This is a genomic window from Marinobacter sp. 3-2, from assembly GCF_003751355.1.
GTDB lineage: Bacteria > Pseudomonadota > Gammaproteobacteria > Pseudomonadales > Oleiphilaceae > Marinobacter > Marinobacter adhaerens.
The window spans coordinates 178727-202077 of sequence record NZ_RJUQ01000016.1 but is presented as its reverse complement, the minus strand read 5'-3'; the positions used below and the strand labels follow the sequence as shown (position 1 = coordinate 202077).

The 23351-nt window shown below is 58.0% G+C and carries 19 protein-coding genes and 1 tRNA gene; 13 read left to right on the top strand and 7 right to left on the bottom strand.

What is annotated here, in order from left to right; translation table 11 throughout:
• The first annotated feature begins 96 nt into the window (after nucleotides 1–96).
• The 3 genes from EDB94_RS16395 (at nucleotide 97) to EDB94_RS16385 (ending at nucleotide 5060) form a co-directional block, all read left to right on the top strand.
• Nucleotides 97–1236, top strand: coding sequence for an acyl-CoA dehydrogenase family protein (locus tag EDB94_RS16395; protein ID WP_008176400.1), 1140 nt, complete (start codon nucleotides 97–99; stop codon nucleotides 1234–1236).
• Nucleotides 1237–1318: 82 nt separating this feature from the next.
• Nucleotides 1319–3061 (top strand): YdiU family protein, encoded by a 1743-nt coding sequence (locus tag EDB94_RS16390; protein WP_108018764.1) that lies wholly within the window; start codon nucleotides 1319–1321, stop codon nucleotides 3059–3061.
• A gap of 115 nt (nucleotides 3062–3176) precedes the next feature.
• Nucleotides 3177–5060: a hypothetical protein gene (locus EDB94_RS16385; protein ID WP_108018765.1), complete on the top strand. Its 1884-nt coding sequence runs from the start codon at nucleotides 3177–3179 to the stop codon at nucleotides 5058–5060.
• Nucleotides 5061–5188: 128 nt separating this feature from the next.
• On the opposite strand, the gene EDB94_RS16380 is transcribed toward EDB94_RS16385, so the two are convergent.
• A tRNA-Leu gene (locus tag EDB94_RS16380) sits at nucleotides 5189–5275 on the bottom strand.
• Nucleotides 5276–5526: 251 nt separating this feature from the next.
• Between EDB94_RS16380 and rnr the strand changes: the two genes are divergently transcribed.
• The 8 genes from rnr to alr all read left to right on the top strand — a co-directional run bounded on the left by rnr (nucleotide 5527) and on the right by alr (nucleotide 13848).
• Nucleotides 5527–8103, top strand: a complete 2577-nt coding sequence (gene rnr, locus EDB94_RS16375) for a ribonuclease R (protein ID WP_108018766.1) — start codon at nucleotides 5527–5529, stop codon at nucleotides 8101–8103.
• A 15-nt stretch (nucleotides 8104–8118) separates the two neighbouring features.
• Complete coding sequence (gene rlmB / locus EDB94_RS16370; RefSeq protein WP_108018767.1) at nucleotides 8119–8856, top strand: 23S rRNA (guanosine(2251)-2'-O)-methyltransferase RlmB; 738 nt, start codon at nucleotides 8119–8121, stop codon at nucleotides 8854–8856.
• A gap of 245 nt (nucleotides 8857–9101) precedes the next feature.
• Nucleotides 9102–9518, top strand: coding sequence for a 30S ribosomal protein S6 (gene rpsF / locus EDB94_RS16365; protein WP_008176389.1), 417 nt, complete (start codon nucleotides 9102–9104; stop codon nucleotides 9516–9518).
• Between the two features lie 25 nt (nucleotides 9519–9543).
• Nucleotides 9544–9774: a 30S ribosomal protein S18 gene (rpsR, locus tag EDB94_RS16360; protein WP_007154918.1), complete on the top strand. Its 231-nt coding sequence runs from the start codon at nucleotides 9544–9546 to the stop codon at nucleotides 9772–9774.
• Between the two features lie 26 nt (nucleotides 9775–9800).
• Entirely contained in the window at nucleotides 9801–10667 is an 867-nt protein-coding gene (locus EDB94_RS16355) for a hypothetical protein (RefSeq protein WP_108018768.1), read from the top strand.
• A gap of 20 nt (nucleotides 10668–10687) precedes the next feature.
• Nucleotides 10688–11134, top strand: a complete 447-nt coding sequence (rplI, locus tag EDB94_RS16350; RefSeq protein WP_008176379.1) for a 50S ribosomal protein L9 — start codon at nucleotides 10688–10690, stop codon at nucleotides 11132–11134.
• Between the two features lie 231 nt (nucleotides 11135–11365).
• Nucleotides 11366–12772 (top strand): replicative DNA helicase, encoded by a 1407-nt coding sequence (gene dnaB / locus EDB94_RS16345; RefSeq protein WP_041644976.1) that lies wholly within the window; start codon nucleotides 11366–11368, stop codon nucleotides 12770–12772.
• Nucleotides 12772–13848 (top strand): alanine racemase, encoded by a 1077-nt coding sequence (gene alr, locus EDB94_RS16340; protein ID WP_108018769.1) that lies wholly within the window; start codon nucleotides 12772–12774, stop codon nucleotides 13846–13848. Before dnaB ends, alr begins: the two co-directional genes overlap by 1 nt.
• 17 nt (nucleotides 13849–13865) lie before the next feature.
• Here the strand turns inward: alr and EDB94_RS16335 are convergent, their stop codons facing one another.
• Nucleotides 13866–14222, bottom strand: a complete 357-nt coding sequence (locus EDB94_RS16335) for a hypothetical protein (RefSeq protein WP_053114594.1) — start codon at nucleotides 14220–14222, stop codon at nucleotides 13866–13868.
• 149 nt (nucleotides 14223–14371) lie between these two features.
• Between EDB94_RS16335 and EDB94_RS16330 the strand changes: the two genes are divergently transcribed.
• Nucleotides 14372–15250 carry a sugar nucleotide-binding protein gene (locus tag EDB94_RS16330; protein ID WP_008176370.1) on the top strand — a complete coding sequence of 293 codons (879 nt, stop codon included), beginning with the start codon at nucleotides 14372–14374 and terminating at the stop codon, nucleotides 15248–15250.
• A gap of 27 nt (nucleotides 15251–15277) precedes the next feature.
• Here the strand turns inward: EDB94_RS16330 and fnr are convergent, their stop codons facing one another.
• From fnr to ylqF, 3 genes are all read right to left on the bottom strand, one after another.
• Nucleotides 15278–16027 carry a fumarate/nitrate reduction transcriptional regulator Fnr gene (gene fnr / locus EDB94_RS16325; RefSeq protein WP_014576153.1) on the bottom strand — a complete coding sequence of 250 codons (750 nt, stop codon included), beginning with the start codon at nucleotides 16025–16027 and terminating at the stop codon, nucleotides 15278–15280.
• A 139-nt stretch (nucleotides 16028–16166) separates the two neighbouring features.
• Nucleotides 16167–17375: a beta-ketoacyl-ACP synthase I gene (gene fabB / locus EDB94_RS16320; RefSeq protein WP_041644978.1), complete on the bottom strand. Its 1209-nt coding sequence runs from the start codon at nucleotides 17373–17375 to the stop codon at nucleotides 16167–16169.
• 136 nt (nucleotides 17376–17511) lie between these two features.
• Nucleotides 17512–18450, bottom strand: a complete 939-nt coding sequence (gene ylqF / locus EDB94_RS16315) for a ribosome biogenesis GTPase YlqF (RefSeq protein ID WP_108018770.1) — start codon at nucleotides 18448–18450, stop codon at nucleotides 17512–17514.
• A gap of 242 nt (nucleotides 18451–18692) precedes the next feature.
• Between ylqF and EDB94_RS16310 the strand changes: the two genes are divergently transcribed.
• A complete protein-coding gene (locus EDB94_RS16310) occupies nucleotides 18693–19157 on the top strand; it encodes a Spy/CpxP family protein refolding chaperone (RefSeq protein WP_227499692.1) in 465 nt (154 codons plus the stop codon).
• A gap of 412 nt (nucleotides 19158–19569) precedes the next feature.
• On the opposite strand, the gene EDB94_RS16300 is transcribed toward EDB94_RS16310, so the two are convergent.
• Together EDB94_RS16300 and EDB94_RS20980 are read right to left on the bottom strand one after the other, a co-directional pair.
• Nucleotides 19570–22074, bottom strand: coding sequence for an RND family transporter (locus EDB94_RS16300; protein WP_108018772.1), 2505 nt, complete (start codon nucleotides 22072–22074; stop codon nucleotides 19570–19572).
• A 48-nt stretch (nucleotides 22075–22122) separates the two neighbouring features.
• Nucleotides 22123–23343, bottom strand: a complete 1221-nt coding sequence (locus EDB94_RS20980; RefSeq protein ID WP_108018773.1) for a methyl-accepting chemotaxis protein — start codon at nucleotides 23341–23343, stop codon at nucleotides 22123–22125.
• Between the last annotated feature and the right edge of the window lie 8 nt (nucleotides 23344–23351).

Below are 23351 nucleotides of genomic sequence, written 5' to 3'. Positions count from 1 at the left end.
AGCCCGATTGATGCTTTTCATCATTGAGCAAACCGGGCTCCGGGCAGAGACTTGGTGAACGACAATCACAACACAGGTTATTCACCGAGGTTCACCATGATTCCACGCACTCTCTTCGACGCCGACCTTGAAGGCTTTCGCGATTCTGTCCGCAAGTTCCTGGAGCAGGAGGCAACGCCTTACCATGATCAGTGGGAGAAGGACGGCCAGGTTAGCCGCGAGCTCTGGCAGAAAGCTGGTGAGCTGGGTTTCCTTTGCCCATGCCTGCCGGAAGAGTTTGGCGGTGTTGGCGCGGATTTCCGGTATAGCGCGGTGTTGATCGAAGAGGTAGCCAGGGCCGGCTTGACGGGCATAGGCTGGGGCCTGCACTCTGACATTGTTGCACCTTACGTTCTCAACTACGGCTCCGACGAGCTGAAAAATCATTATCTGCCCAAACTGGCCAGCGGCGAAATGATTGGCGCCATTGCCATGACGGAGCCGGGTGCCGGCTCGGACCTGCAGGGCGTGAAAACGACGGCGGTGAAAAACGGCGATCATTACGTGCTGAACGGTTCCAAGACCTTCATCACTAACGGCCAGCTTGCTGACGTGGTTATTGTTGTTGCCAAGACCGATCCCAAGGAAGGCGCCAAAGGCATCAGCCTGTTCATGGTGGAAACCGCGTGGGAAGGTTTCGAGAAAGGCCAGAACCTGAACAAGGTGGGCATGAAGGCCCAGGACACCTCCGAGCTGTTCTTCCAGGATGTGAAAGTACCTGAGAAGAATCTGATCGGCCCGGGCGAAGGCCAGGGCTTTTTCCAGCTGATGCAGGAGCTGGCAGCCGAGCGCCTTCAGGTGGCCCTCGGTGCTGTTGCCGCAGCCGAAGCCGCCTGGCAGTGGACCCTGGATTACGTCAAGGAGCGCAACGCCTTCGGCAAGCCGGTGATTGCGTTTCAGAATACCCGCTTCAAAATGGCGGAAATGAAGGCGGAAATTACCGCTGCCCGGGTGTTCACCGATCGGTGCCTGGAGCTGCATCTGGACAAGAAGCTCGACATCCCCACCGCGGCGATGCTGAAGCAGCTCACCACAGACCTGCAGTGCAAAGTGATGGATGAGTGTGTTCAACTTCACGGCGGCTACGGCTACATGTGGGAATACCCGATCGCACGGGCCTGGGCGGACTCAAGGGTGCAGCGGATCTACGCCGGCACCAATGAAATCATGAAGGAAATCGTTGCCCGTTCATTCTGAACCCTCGCTACGGGAGCTGGTCATAAGGGCAAGTGAGGGCAGTGCTGGCACTGCCCGTTTCCTTTGATCAGGAGAGGCACAGATGAAACAGCCGTTGTCGCGAGAAACCGGTTTCGAGGTGACCAACCTCGAGGAACTTGCACCGATGGCCGATTATTCCCTGATGGATCATCTTACCCCTGATCCTGACGCCACGTCTGATGGTGTTGACCATCGGCCAAGGCAGGTCTTTTCGGGGCATTATGTGCCGGTCAGGCCCACGGCCATCGAAACCCCTGAATACGTTGCCCACAGTGAGGATTTGTTCCGCGAACTGGGCTTCGCCGACAGCCTGGCCCAGTCCGACGACTTTATCCGGATGTTCTCCGGCGACCTCTCGCTTGTACCGGAGCCGATGCGAAAACTGGGCTGGGCCTCTGGCTACGCGCTTTCCATCTACGGCACCGAATACACCCAGCAGTGCCCGTTCCAGACCGGCAACGGCTATGGCGACGGCCGTGCTATTTCGGTGCTGGAAGCTGTTCTGAATGGTCAGCGCTGGGAGATGCAGCTTAAGGGTGGCGGGCAGACTCCGTATTGTCGCGGTGGCGATGGCCGCGCCGTTCTGCGTTCCAGCGTTCGTGAATTCCTGGCGCAAGAGCACATGCACGCCCTGGGTGTGCCAACCTCGCGATCACTGAGCCTCTATGTCTCGAAAACGGAGCGGGTGCGACGTCCCTGGTACTCCGAGGGCTCCCATTCCCGGGATCCCGACCAGCTCGTTTCGGAGCCGGTTGCCATTTCCACCCGCGTTGCGCCTTCCTTCATCCGGGTTGGTCAGCTTGAACTCTTTGGTCGCAGGGCCAGAAAACAGGAGCACCCTCGAGCGATCGAAGAGCTCGAACAGCTGGTGCTGCACCTGATTGATCGGGAGTACAGCGGGGTCATTGACCAGACGGTCGCAACTCCCACGAAAGTCGTCATGCTTGCACAGGCGTTCCGGGGCCGCCTTGCCTCGCTGGTCGCAAACTGGATCCGAGTTGGCTATTGCCAGGGCAATTTCAACAGCGACAACTGCGCCGCTGGCGGCTTCACACTGGACTACGGGCCTTTCGGCTTCTGCGAAGTGTTTGAGCCGTTTTATCAACCGTGGACCGGTGGCGGACAACACTTTGCTTTCCTTAATCAACCGGCGGCCGCTGAGCAGAACTTCAAGAGTTTCTGCTCGGCCCTCCGTCCACTGCTCAATGGCCATGAAGAGGAACTGGCTCAGCTCGATGAGATTCAGAAGGGTTTTTCGGAGGTGATGCAGGCGGAAATGGAACGGATGTGGTCAGCGAAACTGGGGCTGAAAGGTTTTGACGCCGAACTCTTCCGGGAGCTGATGATGCTGATGACCCGCACCCCGGTGGATTACACCATTTTCTTTCGTGAGCTGTCCTCGGTACCCGACGATATTGAGCCACTAAAGCAGAGCTTTTACAGGTCACTGGATGAAGCGGGAGGAGCTGATTCGGAAGGGCTGCTCAAGCGGTGGTCCGAATGGCTTGCCAAGTGGAAATGCCAGATTGGAATCGACGGAGCGGGCAACGGTTCCCGGCTCCGCGAGGAGCTCTCCCGGGACATGAAACTCGTGAACCCGAAATACACCATGCGCGAGTGGTTCGTGGTTCCGGCTTATCAGCAAGCTGCCGACGGTGATTATCTGCCACTGAGGGAACTGCAAAAAGTATTGAATCAACCCTATGACGAGCAATCGGATGGGGTTGAGCATCGCTACAACCGTCTGAAGCCTTTCGAGCTGTTCGATCTCGGCGGGTTTTCCCATTACAGCTGTTCGTCGTGAAGAGTGTCCCGTCTGGTTACCAAACTTTACAAATTGCCAAACCTATCAAGGTCTCCGATCACCACATCCCCTAAAGTAGCGGCACAACCTCTAACAAGGATAAACGGTTGCCGCGATGAAACGCCTGATAGGTTTCTCTGTGTCTGTTCTCTCCCTCGCTCTGGCCGGTTGCGGCGAGGAATCCGATGAACTGCCCGTGGACGGGCGGGATTTTGATGGTGTGGAGTACAGTGAGCCGGCGCCCTATACCGGCAAGGTTATCGACGGATACCTGAATAACGCCCGGGTCTGGCTGGATATGGATGGCGACAGCCAGTTTACGCCGGGGCCCCTGGTCATCGAACTGGATAACGGGGCAGAAGTCACCCTTGCCTCGGGTGAGCCCACGGCAATGAGCGGTACCGGTGGCCGTTTCACAATCGACATCTCGGAGTTGGTTCTACCCCCTTCCGTGGGCCGGGACCTGGATCCCAGGGACTATCCGTTACATGCAGTCGCCCTGCCGGGTAAAACCCTCGAGGAAACACGCAACGGCGAGGTGCCGGTGGCCAGCGCCTATCTGATGTCGGCGCCTCCCGGTGTTCGCAATATCACGCCACTGACAACACTGGCCCGTTACCGGGGCGTTGTCGGGCTGGGTTCGTTCCTGGAAACGCCATCTGGCGTTGCTGCCAGCCTGGCGGACCTGAATCTGGTGCGGGATTACATTCTCGCCCAGGACGACCGCTCACACGCCTACGCCAGGGCATTGGCAAGATTCATGGCCAGTCAGATCCCCGAGGCCTACAACGACCTGCTGGCAGCAGAGAACAGTGACGGCACGGAGCGATTCCTGAGCAGGGAAGCGGCGTTTCTGCTGGGCGTCTCTCTGATTCAGAATGCCGCGGACGTTATTGCGGTGGTCGATACTGCTGCTCAGGGTGACTTTGCCAATGTCGATGCCGACGCCCTGGCCCTGCCCGAAGTGGATGTGGAATTGAGCGATCCCGTGCTGCTCACCGGCCAGAAGGTATACGCCGAGCCTTCCAACCAGGACACCCTGCCTGCCAATCGTTCAGGCCTGCAGATCTCCGCCGAGCTGGCCTTCGATTACAGTGAGAGCGGGCGTCTGCTATCCGTCTCGGCGAATGGCTGTCTGTCACCGTCCATGCCGGAGTTGGCGCGCCTGATTGGTGTAAATGGTTATATGGCGAACCTGCACACCCAGTGGCTACCCTCTGCCGCACTGTCGGAGCAGAGCCGCTTGAATTTCGATGAAGACGGAACGGATGAGCGTCTGATTTTCGACTGGGACAACCGCCGTGCCTATTTCGAAACCAGTACCACCTGCCATCAGTATCGCGGGATTTCAGCAGGCTCGACTGAGCTCGGCGGTAACCCCGAGGTAACCTACAGCTGGACAAAGGACAGTGGTGAGCTGGCCGAGCTGGTTGCAGAGTATGGCGCCGGCAAGACACGCACGCTGGTTCCGGACATGGTGAATTCGTCTTCTGTATTTCCGGGTTATCGGCTTTCAGAGCAGGGCAGTGAGGTGGAGGCCGTGACGTTTGCGGTCGGCATCAGTAACTGTACCCCGCAAGAGGATGCCGTGGACGCGAATCAGGTTGTCACTGGCGTTCAGCCTTACCAGTTTTCGGGCTACGACCCTCAGCCCGGGGGTTTTACCGATACCGTCCTGGAATTCGACCGCAGGGAGTTTTCCGGCCCGGAGCAACCGGATCTTCGACTGCTGCGATACGGATTCCTTGATCCCGATCGTCTTGGGCTAGACAGGGTAACCGGGGATGGCAGTTTCGAGTGGGTGATGAATTACCCGACAGCAGGCGGGCCGGGCTTCGTTGCTGAACAACCGAATCTTATTCGTGATGCCTACATGACGCGATATAGTGCGGGCGGTGACTGTGGCCGCGAGTTCGAGGGCATTCCCAGCTCCGCGTATGCGCGGGTGGAGTATAGCTACCAGCGTTTGTCTGAGTATCTGGTTGAACTGCTGGAATAGGTACTATTGAACCGGATTCTTTTCTGGCTGCAGGGAGCGCGTGCACGGGAGTTACAGGAGTTGGCTGTGCTTCAAAGGGAGTCAACATGTGGCCGGTTGGCCAATTTACCACTTCCTGAGGGAGGAAATGGTGCCGAGGAGAGGACTTGAACCTCCACGGGGTTGCCCCCACTAGCACCTGAAGCTAGCGTGTCTACCAATTTCACCACCTCGGCAGGTGATTTGCAGAACCTTAGCTTGTTGAAAACTAAACGTTTCTGCCAACGCTGAGGTGTGTGCCTCAACCGATGGCGCGTACTTTAATAATTCCGGCCTGGGCTGTCAAACATTTTTTCGCAAAAAGAATGGCAGGTATTTATGCCTATTCCGGGCAGGTTGATAGGCAGGACCTCCATCCCAACGTTATACTCGTTGCAAACGAATCTATACTGTGCCGCGTTGGTGCAGCCTCAGGACAAGGATCCGAATGGTTTCCAGGAAGAAAAACGACCGGGATCCTCACGCCAGCCGTGAGGCCCAAAAATACGATAATCCTATTCAAAGCCGGGAATTTATCCTCTCGCATCTCAAGGATCGCGGGGCTCCCGCAACACATGAAACATTGTGTTCCGAGCTTGGTCAGTCTTCGGAAGAGGGTATTGAAGCCCTTCGGCGGCGTTTGATCGCCATGTGCCGGGATGGACAGCTGATCTGCAATCGCCGTGGCGCCTACCTGCCCATTGAAGAAGCGGATCTGGTTACCGGTCGCGTGATCGGACACAAGGATGGCTTCGGGTTTCTGGTGCCGGACGATGGCGGCTCCGACCTGTTTCTTACAGCCCGCCAGATGCGTCAGGTGTTTCACGGTGACCGCGTGGCTGCCCGGGTAGATCGGGTGGATGACCGCGGTCGACGTGAGGGTGTGATTGTCGAGGTTCTTGAATACCGGACCAGCCAGACAGTAGGGCGTTTTTTCCAGGAGAGCGGTATCAGCTTCGTGGTTCCGGAAAATGCGCGGATCAACCATGAGGTGCTCATTCCCCAAGAAAATTGCGGCAACGCCCGTCATGGCCAGTACGTGGTGGTGGATATTGTTCGTCAGCCTACCGTGCGCACCCAGCCATTGGGCAAGGTTGTTGAGGTACTGGGAGAGCATATGGCGCCGGGAATGGAGATTGACGTTGCCATTCGTTCCTACGACATTCCCCATAGCTGGCCACCCGCCGTGGGTGAGCAAACAGCCGCAATTCCGGAAGAAGTCACTGAAAAAGACAAGGTCAACCGGAAGGATATCCGCAATCTCAGGCTGGTAACGATCGACGACGAGACGGCACGTGATTTTGACGATGCCGTGTATTGCGAGCCAAGGCCCCGTGGTGGCTATCGTCTGCTGGTCGCGATTGCCGATGTTTCCCACTACGTCCGGCCTGGTACACCACTGGACGAAGAGGCGGTAAATCGCAGTACGTCGGTTTATTTCCCGGATCACGTTGTGCCAATGCTGCCGGAAAAGCTGTCCAACGGCCTGTGTTCGTTGAACCCGGGGGTCGACCGCCTCTGCATGGTGGCCGATATGACCATCAGCGCCGCGGGCAATATCAGCAGCTACAGTTTCTATCAAGCGGTCATGTTCAGTCATGCCCGGCTTACCTATAACAAGGTAAGCACCATGCTGGAGCACCCGGACACCGAACAGGGCTACAAGCTTTGTGAGCAATACGCCAACGTGCTCCCGCAGTTGCACAATCTTTATGGCCTCTACCAGTTGTTGCGCAAGGCCCGAACCGAGCGTGGTGCAATTGACTTCGAAACCACCGAAACCAAGATTGTGTTTGACGCCGACCGGAAGATAGAAGAGATCGTTCCGGTGCAGCGCAACGACGCCCACAAGATCATCGAGGAATGCATGCTGTGTGCGAACGTTGCCACAGCGCGATTCCTGAAAAAACACAAACTGCCGGCACTCTACCGGGTCCATGATGGCCCGTCAGAAGAGCGACTTAATGCTGTGCGGCTGTTCCTGGGTGAGCTGGGTCTGCAATTGGGTGGTGGCGATAGCCCCACGTCTGCGGACTATCAGGAGCTGCTGAGCAGTATCAAGGACCGCTCGGATGCCAATGTGATACAGACGGTTATGCTGCGTTCGCTCAGCCAGGCCGTCTACAGTCCGGAAGAGGGTGGCCATTTTGGCCTTGGCTACGCGGGTTACGCCCACTTTACGTCGCCGATCCGGCGTTATCCGGACCTCATTAATCATCGGGCCATCAAGTCGGTTATTCACGGCGGGCAGCCTTCCAAGGATGTGGTTCCGCCACCGAAGCCGGATCCCGAGCTTGCCGAATATCCTTACGATATGGCCCGGATGGAGCAGTTGGGTGAGCACACCTCGATGGCAGAGCGCCGTGCCGATGATGCCACCCGTGACGTCATGGCCTGGCTGAAGTGCGAGTACCTCAGTGATCATGTCGGTGAGGAGTACGACGGTGTCATTGCGTCCGTTGTGCCCTTCGGTTTCTTTGTGGAGCTTTCTGGCGTCTACATAGAGGGGCTGGTGCACGTGTCGACGCTCAGCGGTGACTTCTTCCATCACGATTCAGCCAAGCATCGCCTCATCGGTGAGCGCACGGCAATGAGCTTCCGGCTTGGTGATGAGGTTCGTGTGAAGGTCGTTCGGGTTGGGATGGAAGATCGCAAGATCGACCTGGAGCTGATCAGCGAGCCCGTGCATCGACAGGCAGATCGCGACGCGCTCAAGGTTCCAGATAAAGGCGAGCGAGGAAAGGGCAAGCGCGGCCCCGGCAAAGGTGGCAAGCCGCCCGGCAGAACCAAGCCTGGCCAGAAGAGTGCGTCACCCGGCGAGCCTGGCCTGAAGCGCCCGAGGAAACGCCCGGCGTCGGCGTCATCGAAGAAAAAGGGGCCTGAGGCCTTCGATGATAATGAAACGCCATCTGCCAGAGATGAGCTGGTTGCAAAGGCTGCGAAACTTGCCCTGAAAAAAGGCAAGAAGGGCAGTGGCGCTGGCAAAGACGACAAGAAAGCCAAGCCGCGAAAATCAGGCAAGTAACAGGAATCAGAACCAGTGTCCGGAGAGTTTGTGTTTGGCTGGCACGCGGTTGAGGCTGTCCTCAAGCGCGAGCCTGAGCGTCTTCAGCAGGTCTGGATCCAGACCGGCCGGCAGGATAAGCGGGTCAAGAGCATTACCGATACCCTGGACGGCCTTGGGGTGAAATGGAGGGTCGTGCACCGGAAGGAGCTTGATGAGCGGGTGTCCGGTGTCCATCAGGGTGTTGTGGCGGCTGTCAGTGAAAGCCGGGAATGGACCGAAGATGATCTGCTGGCCCAGTTGGCCGCCAGTGACAAACCGCCGTTCCTCCTAGTACTTGATGGCGTAACCGATCCTCACAATCTTGGTGCCTGCATGCGCACCGCCGATGCGGTTGGTGTTCAGGCGGTTATCGTGCCCAAGGACAAGTCTGCGTCACTGACGCCGGTTGCCCGAAAGGTCGCCTGTGGGGCTGCCGAAACGGTGCCCTTTGTGCGAGTCACCAACCTTGCCCGCTTTCTGCGCAGTTTGCAGGATCAGGGTGTCTGGCTGATTGGCACCGCCGGTGAGGCGGACGCCACCCTTTACCAAGCCGATTTCAAAGGGCCGGTAGCGCTGGTGATGGGCGCCGAAGGCAAGGGTATGCGCCGGCTCACCCGCGAGCACTGCGATCAGCTGATCAATATCCCCATGCTCGGCCACGTAGACAGCCTCAACGTCTCTGTGGCTACGGGTGTTTGCCTATACGAAGCACTGCGCCAGCGGCTTGGTTAACCCTTGCACACAGGGCCTTCCCCGCCTAGAATACGTGACCCCTTTTTTAAGGGGTGGTTTTGTATTGCCTGATTGCAGGCAATACCGGGCCAAGCTTTTGATCAAGCCTTTCTTGTAAAGCCTTATTGATAAAGCAAAAAGAAACCGGCAGCAGCAGCTGTCAACTCCTTGCTTTCATGTTTGTCGGTCGCGGGTTCAACGCCGTACCGGTAAAAAGGAAGCTGTTTAAACCGTAGGGAGAACTCATGCGTCACTACGAAATCGTTTTTATGGTACATCCGGATCAGAGCGAGCAGGTGCCCGCGATGATCGAGCGTTATACCGGCGTCATCACTGAAGATGGCGGCAAGGTACATCGCCTGGAAGATTGGGGCCGTCGTCACCTGGCATACCCGATCAACAAGATTCACAAGGCTCACTACGTACTGATGAACGTTGAATGTTCACAGGCCGCGATGGACGAGCTGACTCACAACTTCCGTTTCAACGATGCAATCATCCGCGACATGATCCTGCGCCGTGATGGTGCGGATACAGACCTGTCCCCGATGAAAGCTTCCGAGTCCCGTGAAGACCGTCGTGGCGGCGATGATCGCCCGCGTCGTTCAGCCGAATCTGACGAGCCACGTCAGCGTGCTGAAACCCAGGACGAAGAAGAGTAATTAACCGGAGTTGAGGAGTTAAGTTATGGCTCGTTTTTTCAGACGTCGTAAGTTCTGCCGCTTCACGGCAGAGGGTGTTAAGGAGATCGATTACAAAGATCTGGACACCCTGAAAGGCTACATCACTGAAACCGGCAAAATCGTGCCCAGCCGCATCACCGGCACCAAAGCACGTTATCAGCGTCAGCTGGCTACCGCTATCAAGCGTGCCCGCTACCTGGCACTGCTGCCGTACTCGGACAGCCACGATAACTAAGTAACAGAAACACAGGACTTGGGACCATGCGTGCACTTGCACAGTATGTAATGCGCGGTCCCTTCCAGGCCGGCGGGGTAGCAGCAGTCACGACTGCAGTGCCCTTGTTGTTCTGGATTGGCGCAGCCGTTGTCGGCCTGGTTATTCTCAGGCTTGGCATCAGCCAGGGGGTCAATATCGGGCTCTGGGCATTACTTCCGGCGCTTGGCTGGAGCATTTTCGGGCAGGACCCGACCGCTCTGGCTCTATTGCTCCAGGTGATGCTCATGGCGTCGCTGATCAGAACCACGCAGTCCTGGGAAAAAGCCCTGCTTGCGGGAAGTTTTCTCGCAATCGTCACAGGCCTGATGTTGCCTGTGGTCTACCCGGGCTTGCTGGATGATCTGGTCCAGGCCGGGGTGAGCTTTTACCAACAGTACAATGCCGAAATCGCGCAGAGTCTCGGCGATGACCTCGACAGGGTTATCCGCGACACGATGAACGCGAGTATGGCCGGCACCTACCTGGCAACGGGTGTGGGCATGACCATGCTGGCGCGGTCCTGGCAGGCGGGGCTTTATAACCCCGGTGGGTTCCGCAAGGAATTCCATAGCCTGCGGCTGTCGGCGCCGATTGCGGTGTTGTGTGCAGTGACCATGGTGGTTGGTCCGATCCTCGGGCTGAATTCCATGTTGCTTGCCTGGGCTGCGGGAACACCGTTGTTCCTGGCCAGCCTGGCACTGGTGCACGGCGTTGTTGGTTTGAAAAAGCTCAGTGGGAACTGGTTGGCGATGTTTTATGTAGCGCTGATCCTTTTGGGCCCAAGCCTGATGATTCTGTTAGTGGTTCTGGCTTTTGTGGATAGCTGGCTGGATATCCGGAGGCGTATAAGCCCTGCCGGGCCGGCTGAATAAAGCACGAAGAGGTTAACGAGATGGAAGTTATTCTGCTCGAGAAAGTTGCAAACCTTGGCTCCCTGGGTGACAAGGTAAAGGTTAAGGCCGGTTACGGTCGTAATTTCCTGCTTCCTTATGGCAAGGCTGTACCTGCCACTGAAGCAAACCTGAAGGCGTTCGAAGAGCGTCGTGCCGAGCTTGAGAAAGCAGCTGCTGAGAAGCTGTCTGCTGCCCAGGCCCGCGCCGAGGCCCTCGAGGGTGCCGCTTTCACCATCAGCTCCAAGGCCGGTGAAGAAGGCAAGCTGTTCGGTTCTATCGGTGTGCGCGACATCGCTGACGCGATCACTGCCGGTGGTACCGAAGTAGAGAAGAGCGAAGTTCGTCTGCCGGAAGGCCCGATCCGGGTGACTGGCGAGTACGAGATCGAGCTTCAGCTGCACTCCGACGTTGAAGTAAGCGTCAAGCTGGCGGTTGTTGCCGAGTAAGCCGTTTTCTCTGGAAACGGTGCTGGGGTTGCCCCGGCTCTGGTAATACGCTGGTGGCCTCACTGCCTCTTTGGAGGCGGGTGCCGGCCAACCTGACAGGCCCGAACCGCATCTTGCGGCTTTCGGGCCTGTTGCTTTCTGGTATGCTGTTAAGTCCCTGTAACCCCCTCCCATTGCTTCGGCAGGTCGCTTAAACTGTCGTGGTTATGATGTGCAACTGAAGATGTGTTCATGGCCAAGCCCAATCTGAAGCCCGCGAGTACCGATCTCGAAACCAGCCGGATCAAGGTTCCCCCTCATTCTGTCGAAGCAGAGCAGGCAGTCCTGGGCGGCCTGATGCTGGACAATCGCCGGTTTGACGAGATCTCCGAGGTGATTTCGGCCGCCGATTTTTACCGACAGGACCACCGGCTGATCTTTGGCGCTGTGGAGCGCCTTGCCAGTGAGAGTGAGCCTCTGGATGTGGTCACCCTCGCCGAATTCCTGGAGCGGGCCGGTGATATCGAAGATGCCGGTGGTTTGTCCTATCTGGCCGAGCTGGCCGAGAAAACCCCGGGTGCAGCCAACATCCGTGCTTACGCCGATATCGTCCGGGAACGCTCCATTCTGCGCCAGCTGGTGGAGGTGTCCGGCAAGATTTCCGATTCGGCCTTTAATCCGCTCGGGCGAAACAGCAATGAGATTCTGGATGAGGCTGAGCGCAGCGTTTTCCAGATTGCCGAAGCGCGGGTCAAGGAGGGTTCCGGGCCGCAGGCCATCAACCCCATTCTGGCCAAGACCCTGAGCCGGATTGAGGAACTGTTTGAGTCGGGTGAGCAGACCACCGGCCTGACCACCGGTTTCAAGGATCTGGATGAGCAGACCTCGGGCATGCAGCCCTCGGACCTGATCATCGTGGCGGGTCGCCCCTCCATGGGTAAGACGACCTTTGCGATGAATATTGTCGAGAATGCCCTGATCAGCACCGGCACGCCGGTTCTGGTGTTCAGTATGGAGATGCCGGCGGATGCCCTTGCCATGCGTATGCTCTCGTCACTCGGTCGCATTGACCAGACCAAGGTTCGCGGCGGCAAGCTGGAAGAAGACGACTGGCCCCGGCTGACGTCGGCGGTGAGCCTTCTGAAAGACAAGCCGCTTTATATCGACGATACGCCGGGCCTGAGCCCCACCGAGATGCGTTCCCGGGCGCGCCGTATTGCCCGGGAAAACGACGGCAAGATTGGCCTGATCATGGTCGACTACCTGCAGCTTATGCGGGTGCCCGGCAACACCGAGGGTCGGACCGCTGAGATCTCGGAAATTTCCCGGTCACTGAAGGGTATCGCCAAAGAGTTGAGTTGCCCGGTGGTGGCCCTGTCCCAGCTTAACCGGAGTCTTGAGCAGCGGCCGAACAAGCGCCCGGTGAACTCGGATTTGCGGGAATCCGGCGCCATCGAGCAGGACGCCGACGTCATCATGTTTGTGTATCGGGATGAAGTCTACAACGAGGACACCCCGGACAAGGGCATTGCCGAGATCATTATTGGTAAGCAGCGGAACGGCCCCATCGGCACTATCCGACTTGCGTTTATCGGCAAGTACACGAAATTCGAAGATCTGGCCCACGGCGATTACAGCGACTACGGCGGGGAGTATTGATGCCCCGCAGTACGATTGCCCGGATTGATCTGGACGCCTTGCGCCGGAACTTCCAGACTGCCCAGCGGCGGGCAGGCGGGGCCAGGGTGATGGCCGTGGTGAAAGCCGATGGCTATGGCCACGGTATCGGGCCGGTGGCTTCGGCGCTGGATAGCCTGGCGCCGAAATACGCAGTGGCTTGCCTGGAAGAAGCGCGTGCTATTCGGGAAACAGGTCTGATACAGCCGGTCGTCCTGCTTCAGGGCGTCCATGCTGAAGCGGATATCGCTGAATGCGCCCTGAGTGGCTTTGAGCCGGTGTTCCATAGTTTCCAGCAACTGGCGTGGCTGGAGCGTCTGGATACATGGCCCGCTTTCTGGCTGAAAGTGAACAGCGGTATGAATCGTCTCGGCTTTCATCCGGACGAACTGGCCGGGGTGATGAGCCGGTTACAGGCCATGAGCGCTGATACAGAACTCCTGGGGTTCGTCACGCATTTTGCGTGCGCCGACGATCCCGACAGCGCAATGACGGCGCAGCAGACTGCGGTGTTCGAAAAGGCCACGTCTTCGTTCCCGGATTTAATGAAGAGCGTTGCCAATTCGGCCGCCCATTTTCGACCGGGCCAGCCGATGTTTGACTGGAGCCGCCCCGGAATCATGTTGTATGGCGGCTCACCAATGGTGGGCACGACCGGTCCCGAGCTTGGCCTGGAGCCGGTAATGTCGCTTGAGGCCCCCTTGATCAGCACCCGCTTGGTGCCGGCGGGCGAGTCTGTTGGCTATGGGGCCAGCTGGGTTGCCGATCGGGACACCCGGATGGGCATGGTCGCGATCGGTTACGGTGATGGCTACCCCAGGCATGCCGGCACCAATACGCCTGCGGCGATCAACGGCCAGCGGATCAGGCTGATTGGCCGGGTATCCATGGACATGCTGGCGGTGGACCTCACCGATGCACCCGATGCGAAGGAGGGTGACAGCGTTGAACTCTGGGGTCGCACCGTGGGGGTCGATGAGGTAGCCGCCTGTGCCGGCACCATCTCCTACGAGTTGATGACCGGCATCACCGGGCGGGTACCGCGGCAATACCGGTAGCGTTTTGGAGCGCTTTTTCAGCCCGGTTCCGGTTCGTGAATGATTTCCTCGATAAAGTCGAGAATGGCAGCGAGGCTGCGGTCGTCCAGCTTTTTGAGCACCTTGTGCACGACCATCTTGCTGCCCTTGAGCATGCTGCTGATGCCCATTTTGGCCATGCCCATCATCATGCTGCTGGCATGCAGGCGGCGAAGCGGCTCCAGGAAAAAGAAGTCCAGACCTTCTTCGGTCATGTCCACGATCAGGTTGAAGAGTTTGTCGATGGCTTCCTTGTCGGCCTTGCCGCGTTCGCGCAGTTCGCCGACGGTATACAGGGCCCGGGTTCGCAACTCATCAGGGATCGGCGCCACAATGTGGCTCTGTTGTTTCAGCATGACAGTTCCTGTTGTTGTATGCTCTTGAAAGAAATAGCAAAGCATTAAATTCAGACTGCATTAGTTTAGGCGCCGGAATCCAGAAGCCATTGGCCAGACCGGTTCCGAAATAACGTCACATCAGTGATATCGGGAGGCATTGAATCCTCGTGCATGTACTTGTTGTTCACGATTACGGCCCTTTGGGGAAGGTTTTGCTGGAGCGCTTGCGGGCAACGCACCTGCACGTCAGCCCTTTGCTTGTCAGCGATCCCTCCAACGCCGATCTTGATGCACTGGAGAACTGGATTCCCGAAGATACCGACCTGATCGTAAATGCACTCTGGATGGCCGATCCGGAGGTCGCCGAGAATGATCCTGAGGGGGTCCATATGGCGGCATTCTCGCTACCCGTGGCCATGGCCGAGTTTGCACGTGATCGTGGTATGGCGCTGCTCCAGCTGTCCTCCTGCTACGTGTTCGATGGCCGGAAGCAAAGCGGTTACATCACTTCCAATCCGGGGCAGCCGGTGAATGAGCTGGGTAACTGGCAATGGGAGTGCGAGCAGGCCCTGCGGACCCTGTTGCCTCGGCATATTATCCTGCGGACCGGCTGGAGCCTGGCACGGTTCATCCGGAAAGTGCAGGCCAGTACGGCTGCCGGTGAAATACTGTCACTGCCCGGACGATGCCGGGGGCAACCCGTGTCGGTCCGTGATCTGGCCCGGGTAATCGAGGCGGTGGTTCTGCAACTTGATTGCGGGGCCGAGGTCTGGGGCACCTATCAGTACGCCGGTGCCGAGGAAATCAATCTGTACGAGCTGGGCCTTGCGATTGCCGGGCTGCCCGGCATTCCCGAAGGGATCCGGGTGGTGGACGAGGTTCCCGAGTGGGGCCATCTTGAGCCGGTCAATACCACGCTGATCTGCACCAAGATCCGCAATACCTTCGGCATCAAGCAGATGCCCTGGCGCTCCGGCCTGGTGGATGAGCTGACGATGCTGAAAAAGAATAACGGCAGGGAAGTGGAGAGTGAGCCCGCCGGCTAGTGGCAACGGCGGGCAAAACGCAGTTTCTCAGTTATTGCACTGGCGGGAGAATTCCCGGCTGACCATTTGCAGGGCTTCGATATCCAGAAGTTCGACTTCCCGGCCCCGGGCCTTGATGATGCCCTGATTCTGAAAGCGCGTGAATACCCGGCTTACCGTTTCAACGGCGAGGCCCAGGAAGTTTGCGATGTCGTTCCGTGCCATGGGCAGACTGAAGTTGGTCGGCGACATACGGCGGCGCTGGAATCGGCTGGACAGCGACAAGAGCAGTGCAGCAATGCGCTCTTCAGCGGTGTTCTTGCTCAGCAGCATGGCCAGTTGATGGCTGTTCTGGATCTCCTGGCTCATCAGGTGATACATGTGGTGCTGCAACTCGGGCAGTTTGCCGGTCAGCTCCTCCAGTTTCTCCATCGGGAACTCACACACGCTGGTCCGTTCCAGAGCCTTGGCGGTGCACGCATAATGTTCACTTCCAATACTGTCCAGGCCTACCAGCTCTCCGGGCATGAAAAAGCCCGTCACCTGTTCCTCGCCATTCTCGGTAATGATCGACGTCTTTATGGAGCCGCTTTTTACCGCAAAACAGGAGCGGTAGGGCGTGCTCTGGTCGAAGATGTGTTCACCACGGTTGAAGATCCGCCCCTGCTGGACAATGTCTTCCAACCGGTCGAGGTCATTCTCTTCAATTGCCAGGGGCAGGCACAGGTTGCTCAGACTGCACTGGTGGCAGGACGCCTTGAGGGGAGATGCCTGACGAAACGGAATTGCTTGAGCCATACGTGATAATCCGTCCGATTTGATCCATGTCAACTATGTACCTTAATACGGATGGCCGTCTTTGCCAATAATCAAGCTGGATGATCTTAGAATATATTTTTTAAAAATAAGGGCCCGCAGGCCCTTATGCATCGCGGTTTCAGAGCTTCTCGAATACCAGGGACGCGTTGGTTCCGCCGAATCCGAAACTGTTGGACATCACGGTGTTCAGCGAGGCTTCCCGACCTTCAGGGCCTACAATAGGAATATCGCTGATTTTCTCGTCCGGATTGTTCAGGTTCTTGGTGCCGGCAATGAACCCGTTCTGCAGCATCAGCAGCGAGTAGATGGCCTCCTGAACACCGGCAGCGCCGAGCGAATGACCAGAGAGTGATTTGGTTGAGGAAATGGCCGGGATGTCGGAACCGAAGGTGGCCCGCACCGCGCCCATCTCGGCAACGTCGCCAACCGGTGTGCTGGTGCCGTGGGCATTGATGTAGTCAATCTTGCCCCGGATGGTAGCCATCGCCTGCTTCATACAGCGCTGGGCACCTTCGCCGGAAGGCGCGACCATGTCATAGCCGTCCGAGGTGGCGCCGTAGCCGGTCAGCTCGGCAATGATGTTGGCGCCGCGTTTCTTCGCGTGTTCCAGTTCTTCCAGCACCATCATGCCGCCACCGCCGGCAATCACGAAACCGTCACGGCCGGCATCGAAGGGGCGGGAAGCCGTTTCAGGGGCGTCGTTGTATTTGGTGGACAGCGCTCCCATGGCATCGAACATCATGGTCAGGCTCCAGTCCTCTTCCTCACCGCCGCCGGCGAACACGATGTCCTGCTTGCCAGCCTGGATCTGCTCCATGGCGTGGCCGATGCAGTGGGCGCTGGTGGCACAGGCCGAAGACATGGAGTAGTTCACGCCACGGATCTTGTAGGCGGTGGCCAGGCAGGCAGACACTGTGCTGGTCATGATGCGGGGAACCATATAGGGCCCGATGCGCTTCACGCCTTTCTCGCGCATGATGTCGGTGGCTTCTACTTGGCTCGAGCAGGAAGCGCCGCCGGAGCCGGCGATCAGGCCGGTGCGGTCGTTGGAGATCAGGTCTTCGGTCAGCCCCGCCTGGGCGATGGCCTGCTCCATGGACAGAAAACTGTACATGGCGGATGGGCCCATGAACCGGCGGATTTTGCGGTCGATAACGGATGTGTCCACATCCACCGAGCCTGCAATCTGGCTCCGGAAGCCCATTTCCTTATAGGTTTCGTTGAAGCGGATGCCTGATTTTCCATTCTTCAGGCTCTGGGTGACCTCGTCCAGTGAGTTTCCGAGGCAGGACACAATGCCCATGCCGGTGACGACGACGCGTCTCATAAGTTCCTCCTTACCGACCGGCCGAAATGGCCGACCTTGCGATCAATAACGTTATTTAACAGTCTAGGCGCTTTGGCCCGGATACGATATTTGACCTTGGTAAGGGGAGAAGGCCGGATATGGCGCCATAGAGTGTTTAGCGCTTGCCGCTTCGACCCTTTCTGGCCCCCTTCTTTGATCCGCTGGCCTCCTCGCGAGCGGCTTTCTCAGCCGCGGCTGCCTCGGCTTCCCGGGCTTCGCGCTCGACCATCTCAGGGGTTTCCAGCGAGATGCGTCCCAGAGTTCCGGCCCGGAATTCGTTGAGCAACACCTCCGACACCTTGTGCAGATCCGGGATGCCACCGCGGCCGAAGAATCTTCGCTTCTCGGCCATGCCGTCCATCAGCGCCAGGGCATCTTTCGGTAGTTCCGCGAAGCCGTAGCGGGTCCTGACCAAGTCCGGGTAGGCTTCCAGCAGGTACTCGGCCTCGAACATGGCCACATCCTCAAAGTCCAGAACCGCGCTTCGAATCGCCCCGGTAACCGCCAGACGGTAACCGCAGGCTTCGGGGGACAGCTTAGGCCAGAGAAAGCCGGGGGTGTCGTAGAGCAGAATGTTATTAGGCAGCTTGATGGCCTGCTGGGCCCTGGTCACGGCCGGTTCGTTCCCGGTTTTGGCCGCAGGTCGTCCCGCCAGTGTGTTGATCAGGGTGGACTTGCCGACGTTCGGAATGCCCAGGATCATCACTCGCAATGCGCTCTTCTGGCGATCGTGACCGGGCGTCATCTCTTCCGCCAGCTTGAGGATGGACAGTGCCTCATTGCGCTGGTTGTGGGTAAGCGTGATGGCGCGTACCCCACGTTCTTTCTCGAGCCAGGCTAACCACTGCTCGGTAATTTCTGGATCCGCCAGGTCGCGCTTGTTCAATACCTTGATCAGTGGCGTATCACCACGAAGGGCCGGCACGAGCGGGTTTTCGCTACTGAAAGGAATACGCGCGTCAACCACTTCGATGATGAGATCCATCTGCGGCATGACTTTTTTGATCTCCTTGCGGGCCTTGTGCATATGCCCTGGAAACCAGTTAATGGCCATCTTGTCTGCTCCGGATGTGGTTAAACGGCGCCATTATGAAGGGGAATGACCAAACTTTCACATTTGTTTGAATCCCCGTGTGTGGCGGCTTTTGGCGCGGGATACTGAGAAGTATGTACAAAAAGAGGGCTGATCGGGGTGAAAAACCGTATCCGTATGTTTTAGGGTGTAGTCCCTGAACGATGAAACCAATGTATGTCGGTGGTATTCAGATTGTGGCCACCCTGTTAACGGAGACATTTATGAAGCTCGTAAAACTGTTTGGTACTGCCCTGGTAGCCCTCAGCCTGTCGGTCCCGGCCATGGCCCAGCAATCCGGTGGCCAGCCGGATCAGGTAGATCAACTGGCACAGATGGTGGGGCTGACCGAAGATCAGCAAACTGAAATCCGTGCCATCATCGACGAGATGCAGGGCGAGATCGGAGAACTCCGTCAGGAAGCCCGTGCGCTGCAGCAGCAGATGCAGGGTGAGATCAAATCAGACTTTGATGAAGCCGCTATTCGCGAGCAGGCCAAAGAGCTGGGCGATGTGACCGGCGAGATCGCGGCTCTGTCCACTCTGATGCAGGCGAAGGTAGATAGCGTGTTTACCCAGGAGCAGCGCGACGAGTTGGACAAGCGTATGCAGCAGATGCAACAGCAAATGCAGCAGCGTCGTCAGATGCAACAACAGATGCAGCAGGGGCAAGGTCAGGGCATGCAGTGATTCTGCTTTCCCTCTGACTTTGTTAGAGAAGGGCCGCATCCTTGGATGTGGCCCTTTTTTGTGCCCCTAGCCTGCGAGTTTTGGTGGGGCTCGGCGGGTGTGGGTCTTTGCCAGAACCGCTACGAGCACATCCATGTGCGCTTGGCGTCGGCCATCCTTGGCCGCCGACATTCTGGCAAAGGCCCACACCCGCCAAGCTTCAGAAATCGGAGCTATTGGAAGTCACCTTGGATTCGAATCTCAGCGTGCCTTTTGACGGTTTGCGATTACTGAACTGTTTGAAGAACAGGGGTGTTGCCCCCTCCCAAAAATGTCTGTGGCCAAGGATGGCCACAGCCAAGCGCACATGGATGTGCTCGTAGCGTTTTTTGGGAGGGGGCAACACCCCTGTTCCTTCTCTGAAACCGGAAGGCTAGGAGCCCAAGCCAGAAGCCCCGTCAGAGCCAAAGGGTTTGACGAGAACAATGAGCCGAGGAAGCAGCGTAAGCGCCCCCACCAGAGCCATGAACATGGCGAACCCCGTAAACAACCCGAAGTAGATGGTCGGGATGAAGTTGGACAGCACCAGTATCGAGAACCCGGAGATGATGGTCAGCGAGGTGAAAAACATGGCCTGGCCGATGCTTCGGTGGCAGCGGTGCATGGTGGCGATATAGTCGCCGTCTTTCTGGAACTCGGTTTTGAAGCGGTGGATGTAGTGGATGGTGTCGTCCACGGCGATGCCGACGGTGATGGCCGCCACGGTGATGGTCATCATATCCAGGGGAATGCCCAGCCAGCCCATCAGGCCGAGTACTGAGCCGGCGGCGATGAGGTTCGGGGCGATGCCGATCAGGGCCAGTTTCAGTGAGCGGAACAGGATCAGGAACATCAACATGATGGCGGCGAAGACTACGCCGATGGTCTTGATCTGGGAATCGAACAGGCTTTGCAGCATGTTGTTGTACATCACCGTCATGCCGGCAAAGAGTACCTGATCTTTCGAGTACCCCAGTTCCGTTGTCAGATGTTCATGGATGCGGTTCAAGAGCTCCTGTCGACGCAGTTCCGGCATGGTTTCCAGGATCCGGATGCTGAATCGGGCCTGGTCGTGCTCCTCCGAGATGTAGGGTGTCAGCAGGGTATCCTGCAGGTCATCCGGAACCGCAGCGGGTACAAACGCCAGTTCCAGGGCGTCCAGAGGCTCGCCCTGGTTGATTTGGGCGAGGATATCCAGCGTGGTGTTGATTGAGAGCACCTTGCCGGTCTCCGGTAGTCCGTCCAGGTAGTCGTGAACCGCCTCCAGTTGTTCCATTTTCTGGTAGGTGTACCAGGTATCCCGGTATTCCTCTCCGGCACCGCAGTCCTCCACGAACGGGTCGCAGTCACTGGCAAACGGGTCGCCGCCGCTCGCGCCTTCCGGTGGCGGATCGTCGGTGATAACCACGTCCAGGGGCGTGGTACCGCCCAGGCGGTTGTCGATGGTGATCATGCCCTGATGGATTTCGGTGGACGATTTGAAATAGTCGATAAAGCTGTTTTCCACCGTCAGCTTGTTCAGGCCGACCACGCAGAGCGCCGCAATCAGGCCGGAGCCGACCAACACTGTCTTGCCGAAGTGTTCCGTGAACCGCGCAAAGGCATCGGTGAAGGGAACCCTGTCAGAGCTGACCCGGCTGTCCAGTGGTGGTGGCAGCAGGGTGAGCAGGGCCGGGAAAACAATAAAGGTGATGAGAAAAGCCACGGTCAGGCCCAGGGTCATCATCCAGCCGAAATCGATGACCGGGCGAATGCCGCTGAAGGTGAGCGAGCCGAAGGCGACAATGGTAGTGATGGCCATGTAGAAGCAGGGCTTGATCATCGCCATTACGGTGTTGCGCAGGGTGTCTCTGGCGCTTGCCTCGGGCTCGTCATGCTGGAATTCCCGGTAGCGCACGATCAGGTGGATGGTGAGCGACAGGGTCATGATCAGCAGCAGGGAAATAAAGTTGGAGGAGATGACCGTCACCGGCCACTGGGCCCAGCCCAGAAAGCCGACCATCAGCCAAACGGTAAAGCTGCAGCACAACAGCGGCACCAGAACCCAGCGCCACTGACGGAAAATGATGGCCAAAGTGAGCAGCAGAAAAGCCAGGACGCCGAGCCCGAAGGTAGACAGGTCGTTCTCGATGAAGCGGATCATGTCCGCCACAATCATGGGCACCCCACCCAAGTGGATGTCTGCGCCGTCGCGGTAGGTGTCGAGAATGGAGCGAACCGTGCGGATGGTGGCATCGCGCTCGACCCCAAGGGTTTCGGTAAAGTCGATGAAATCCTGTTTTACCTGTTCCAGTTCGGCCAACTCGGCCTCGGAGGCTTTGCCGGCATCGGCCTTGTCTCTAAGATCGTTGCGCTTTCTCAGTAGCTCAAAATAGCGATCCGGCGTGGGCAGGTTGACCTGTATGGCAGTGGTTCGCCCGTCTTCGCTGATCAGCAGGTTGGGGTAGAGCGGATTGTTCAGAAGCGCCTGGCGGGCTGTGTCCGGCGTTACATCGTGGTCGTCCAGGGTCTTGATCTCGCTGTCCACGGTATCCAGCGTCAGATCCGGGCTGTGGAGCAGGGGTACGTTCAGGATGCTGTTGGTGGAGCCTACGGCTTCCAGGCCTTGCAGTTCATCCCGCAACGCGCCCAGTCTGGCCAGCCCATCTTCGGAGAACAGTTCACCTTCGGGGGTATAGGTGACGATCAGGAAATCGTCCGAGGTGGTGAAGCGGCGGTTTACCTGGCGGTATTGTTCGAGGGAACGGTCGTTTTCCAGTACCAGGGATTCGGCGGAAGCATCGAGGCGGAATTCGCCGAATTTGATAGCGGCGATGGCTAGAAGGAGGCCAAAAGCCGCAAGGATAATAACGGGATGCGGAAAAATCAGGCGGTCATACAGGGCGCGAAGACGATTCATGAACAACTACTCTGCCAGTTCAAACGAGTGCAGAGTGTGCCATAAACCTTAGTGAACCGTGACCTTTGACGAGGCTTCTTCCAGGGAATCGATCAGCTTTTTCAGGCGGCGGCTCATATCCGCGCTCTCGGCAAGCTGGGTCACCATGTTCTGGGTGGTCTCGCGAATGCCCTGAACGTTAGCCAGCACATCGTCGGTGCCGGCGGTCTGGTCTGCCGAGACGTTGGCGATTTCCTGGTTGGTATGATCGATCCGGCTGACCACCTCGTTGATGGCTTCCAGGGCGCGGCGGCCTTCCTCGGATTCCTCGACGCAGCGGGTGGCATCCTCGGAACTTCCGGTCATCTGATTTACGGCGGTGTTGATGGCGCTTAGAAGCCGATCGATCGTGCCCTGAATCTGATCGGTGGAGTCCTGGACCCGTTGGGCCAGTTTACGGACTTCATCAGCCACGACGGCAAACCCTCTGCCCTGTTCGCCAGCTCGGGCCGCCTCGATGGCCGCGTTCAGGGCCAGCAAATTGGTCTGCTCGGCAATGCCCCGGATTTCGGTGATGGCGTGGCTGATTTCATGGCTGTTTTCGGCCAGGGCTTCGACGCTGCTGGCGGAATTGCGCACCACATCGGCAAGCTTGCGGATGCTGTCGGCACTCTGTCCGACACGGCTGCTGCCGTCGCGAGCGGCATCGCTCGCCTCGTGGGAGAGAGTCTTGGCAATCCCGGCCTGTTCGGCGATGCCGGTGAAACTCTGCAGCATGGTTTCGATGACTTCCGCGGACCGGTCGGCGCCCTGTTGTTGGCGACCGAGGTCATCCCGACGGGCTTCGGCGGCCGCGGTCAGCTCCTCGACCTCCTGGTGCAGCCGTTCGATGGCTTCCTTCATGCTTCGGACCACGCCCATGGTGCGGTCCTGCATGGCATTGAAGGCGCTGGCCATCTCGCCGATTTCGTCGGTGGAATCCACCACCGCCCGCTGGCTAAGATTGCCCGAAGCCTGAACGTCGACCATGGTGTTTTTCAGGCGGTTCACGTGGCGTTCGATAAACGAGATCAGCAGCTGGGACCCGGCCATCTCTAGCACCATGAGTATTGCCACAACCAGCGCGAAGCCGGGTGCTGTATCAGCGAAGACCTCGTTGAACGACCGGCCGGTCTGCCCGGCAATCGTGTTCATGGCATAGAGAACGAGCAAGCAGAGAACTGCAAAAACGACAATGTTCAGCAACCAGAATTTGTACTTCAGCCGGGCATTTCGCAGCAGTGTCAGCATGTATGTTC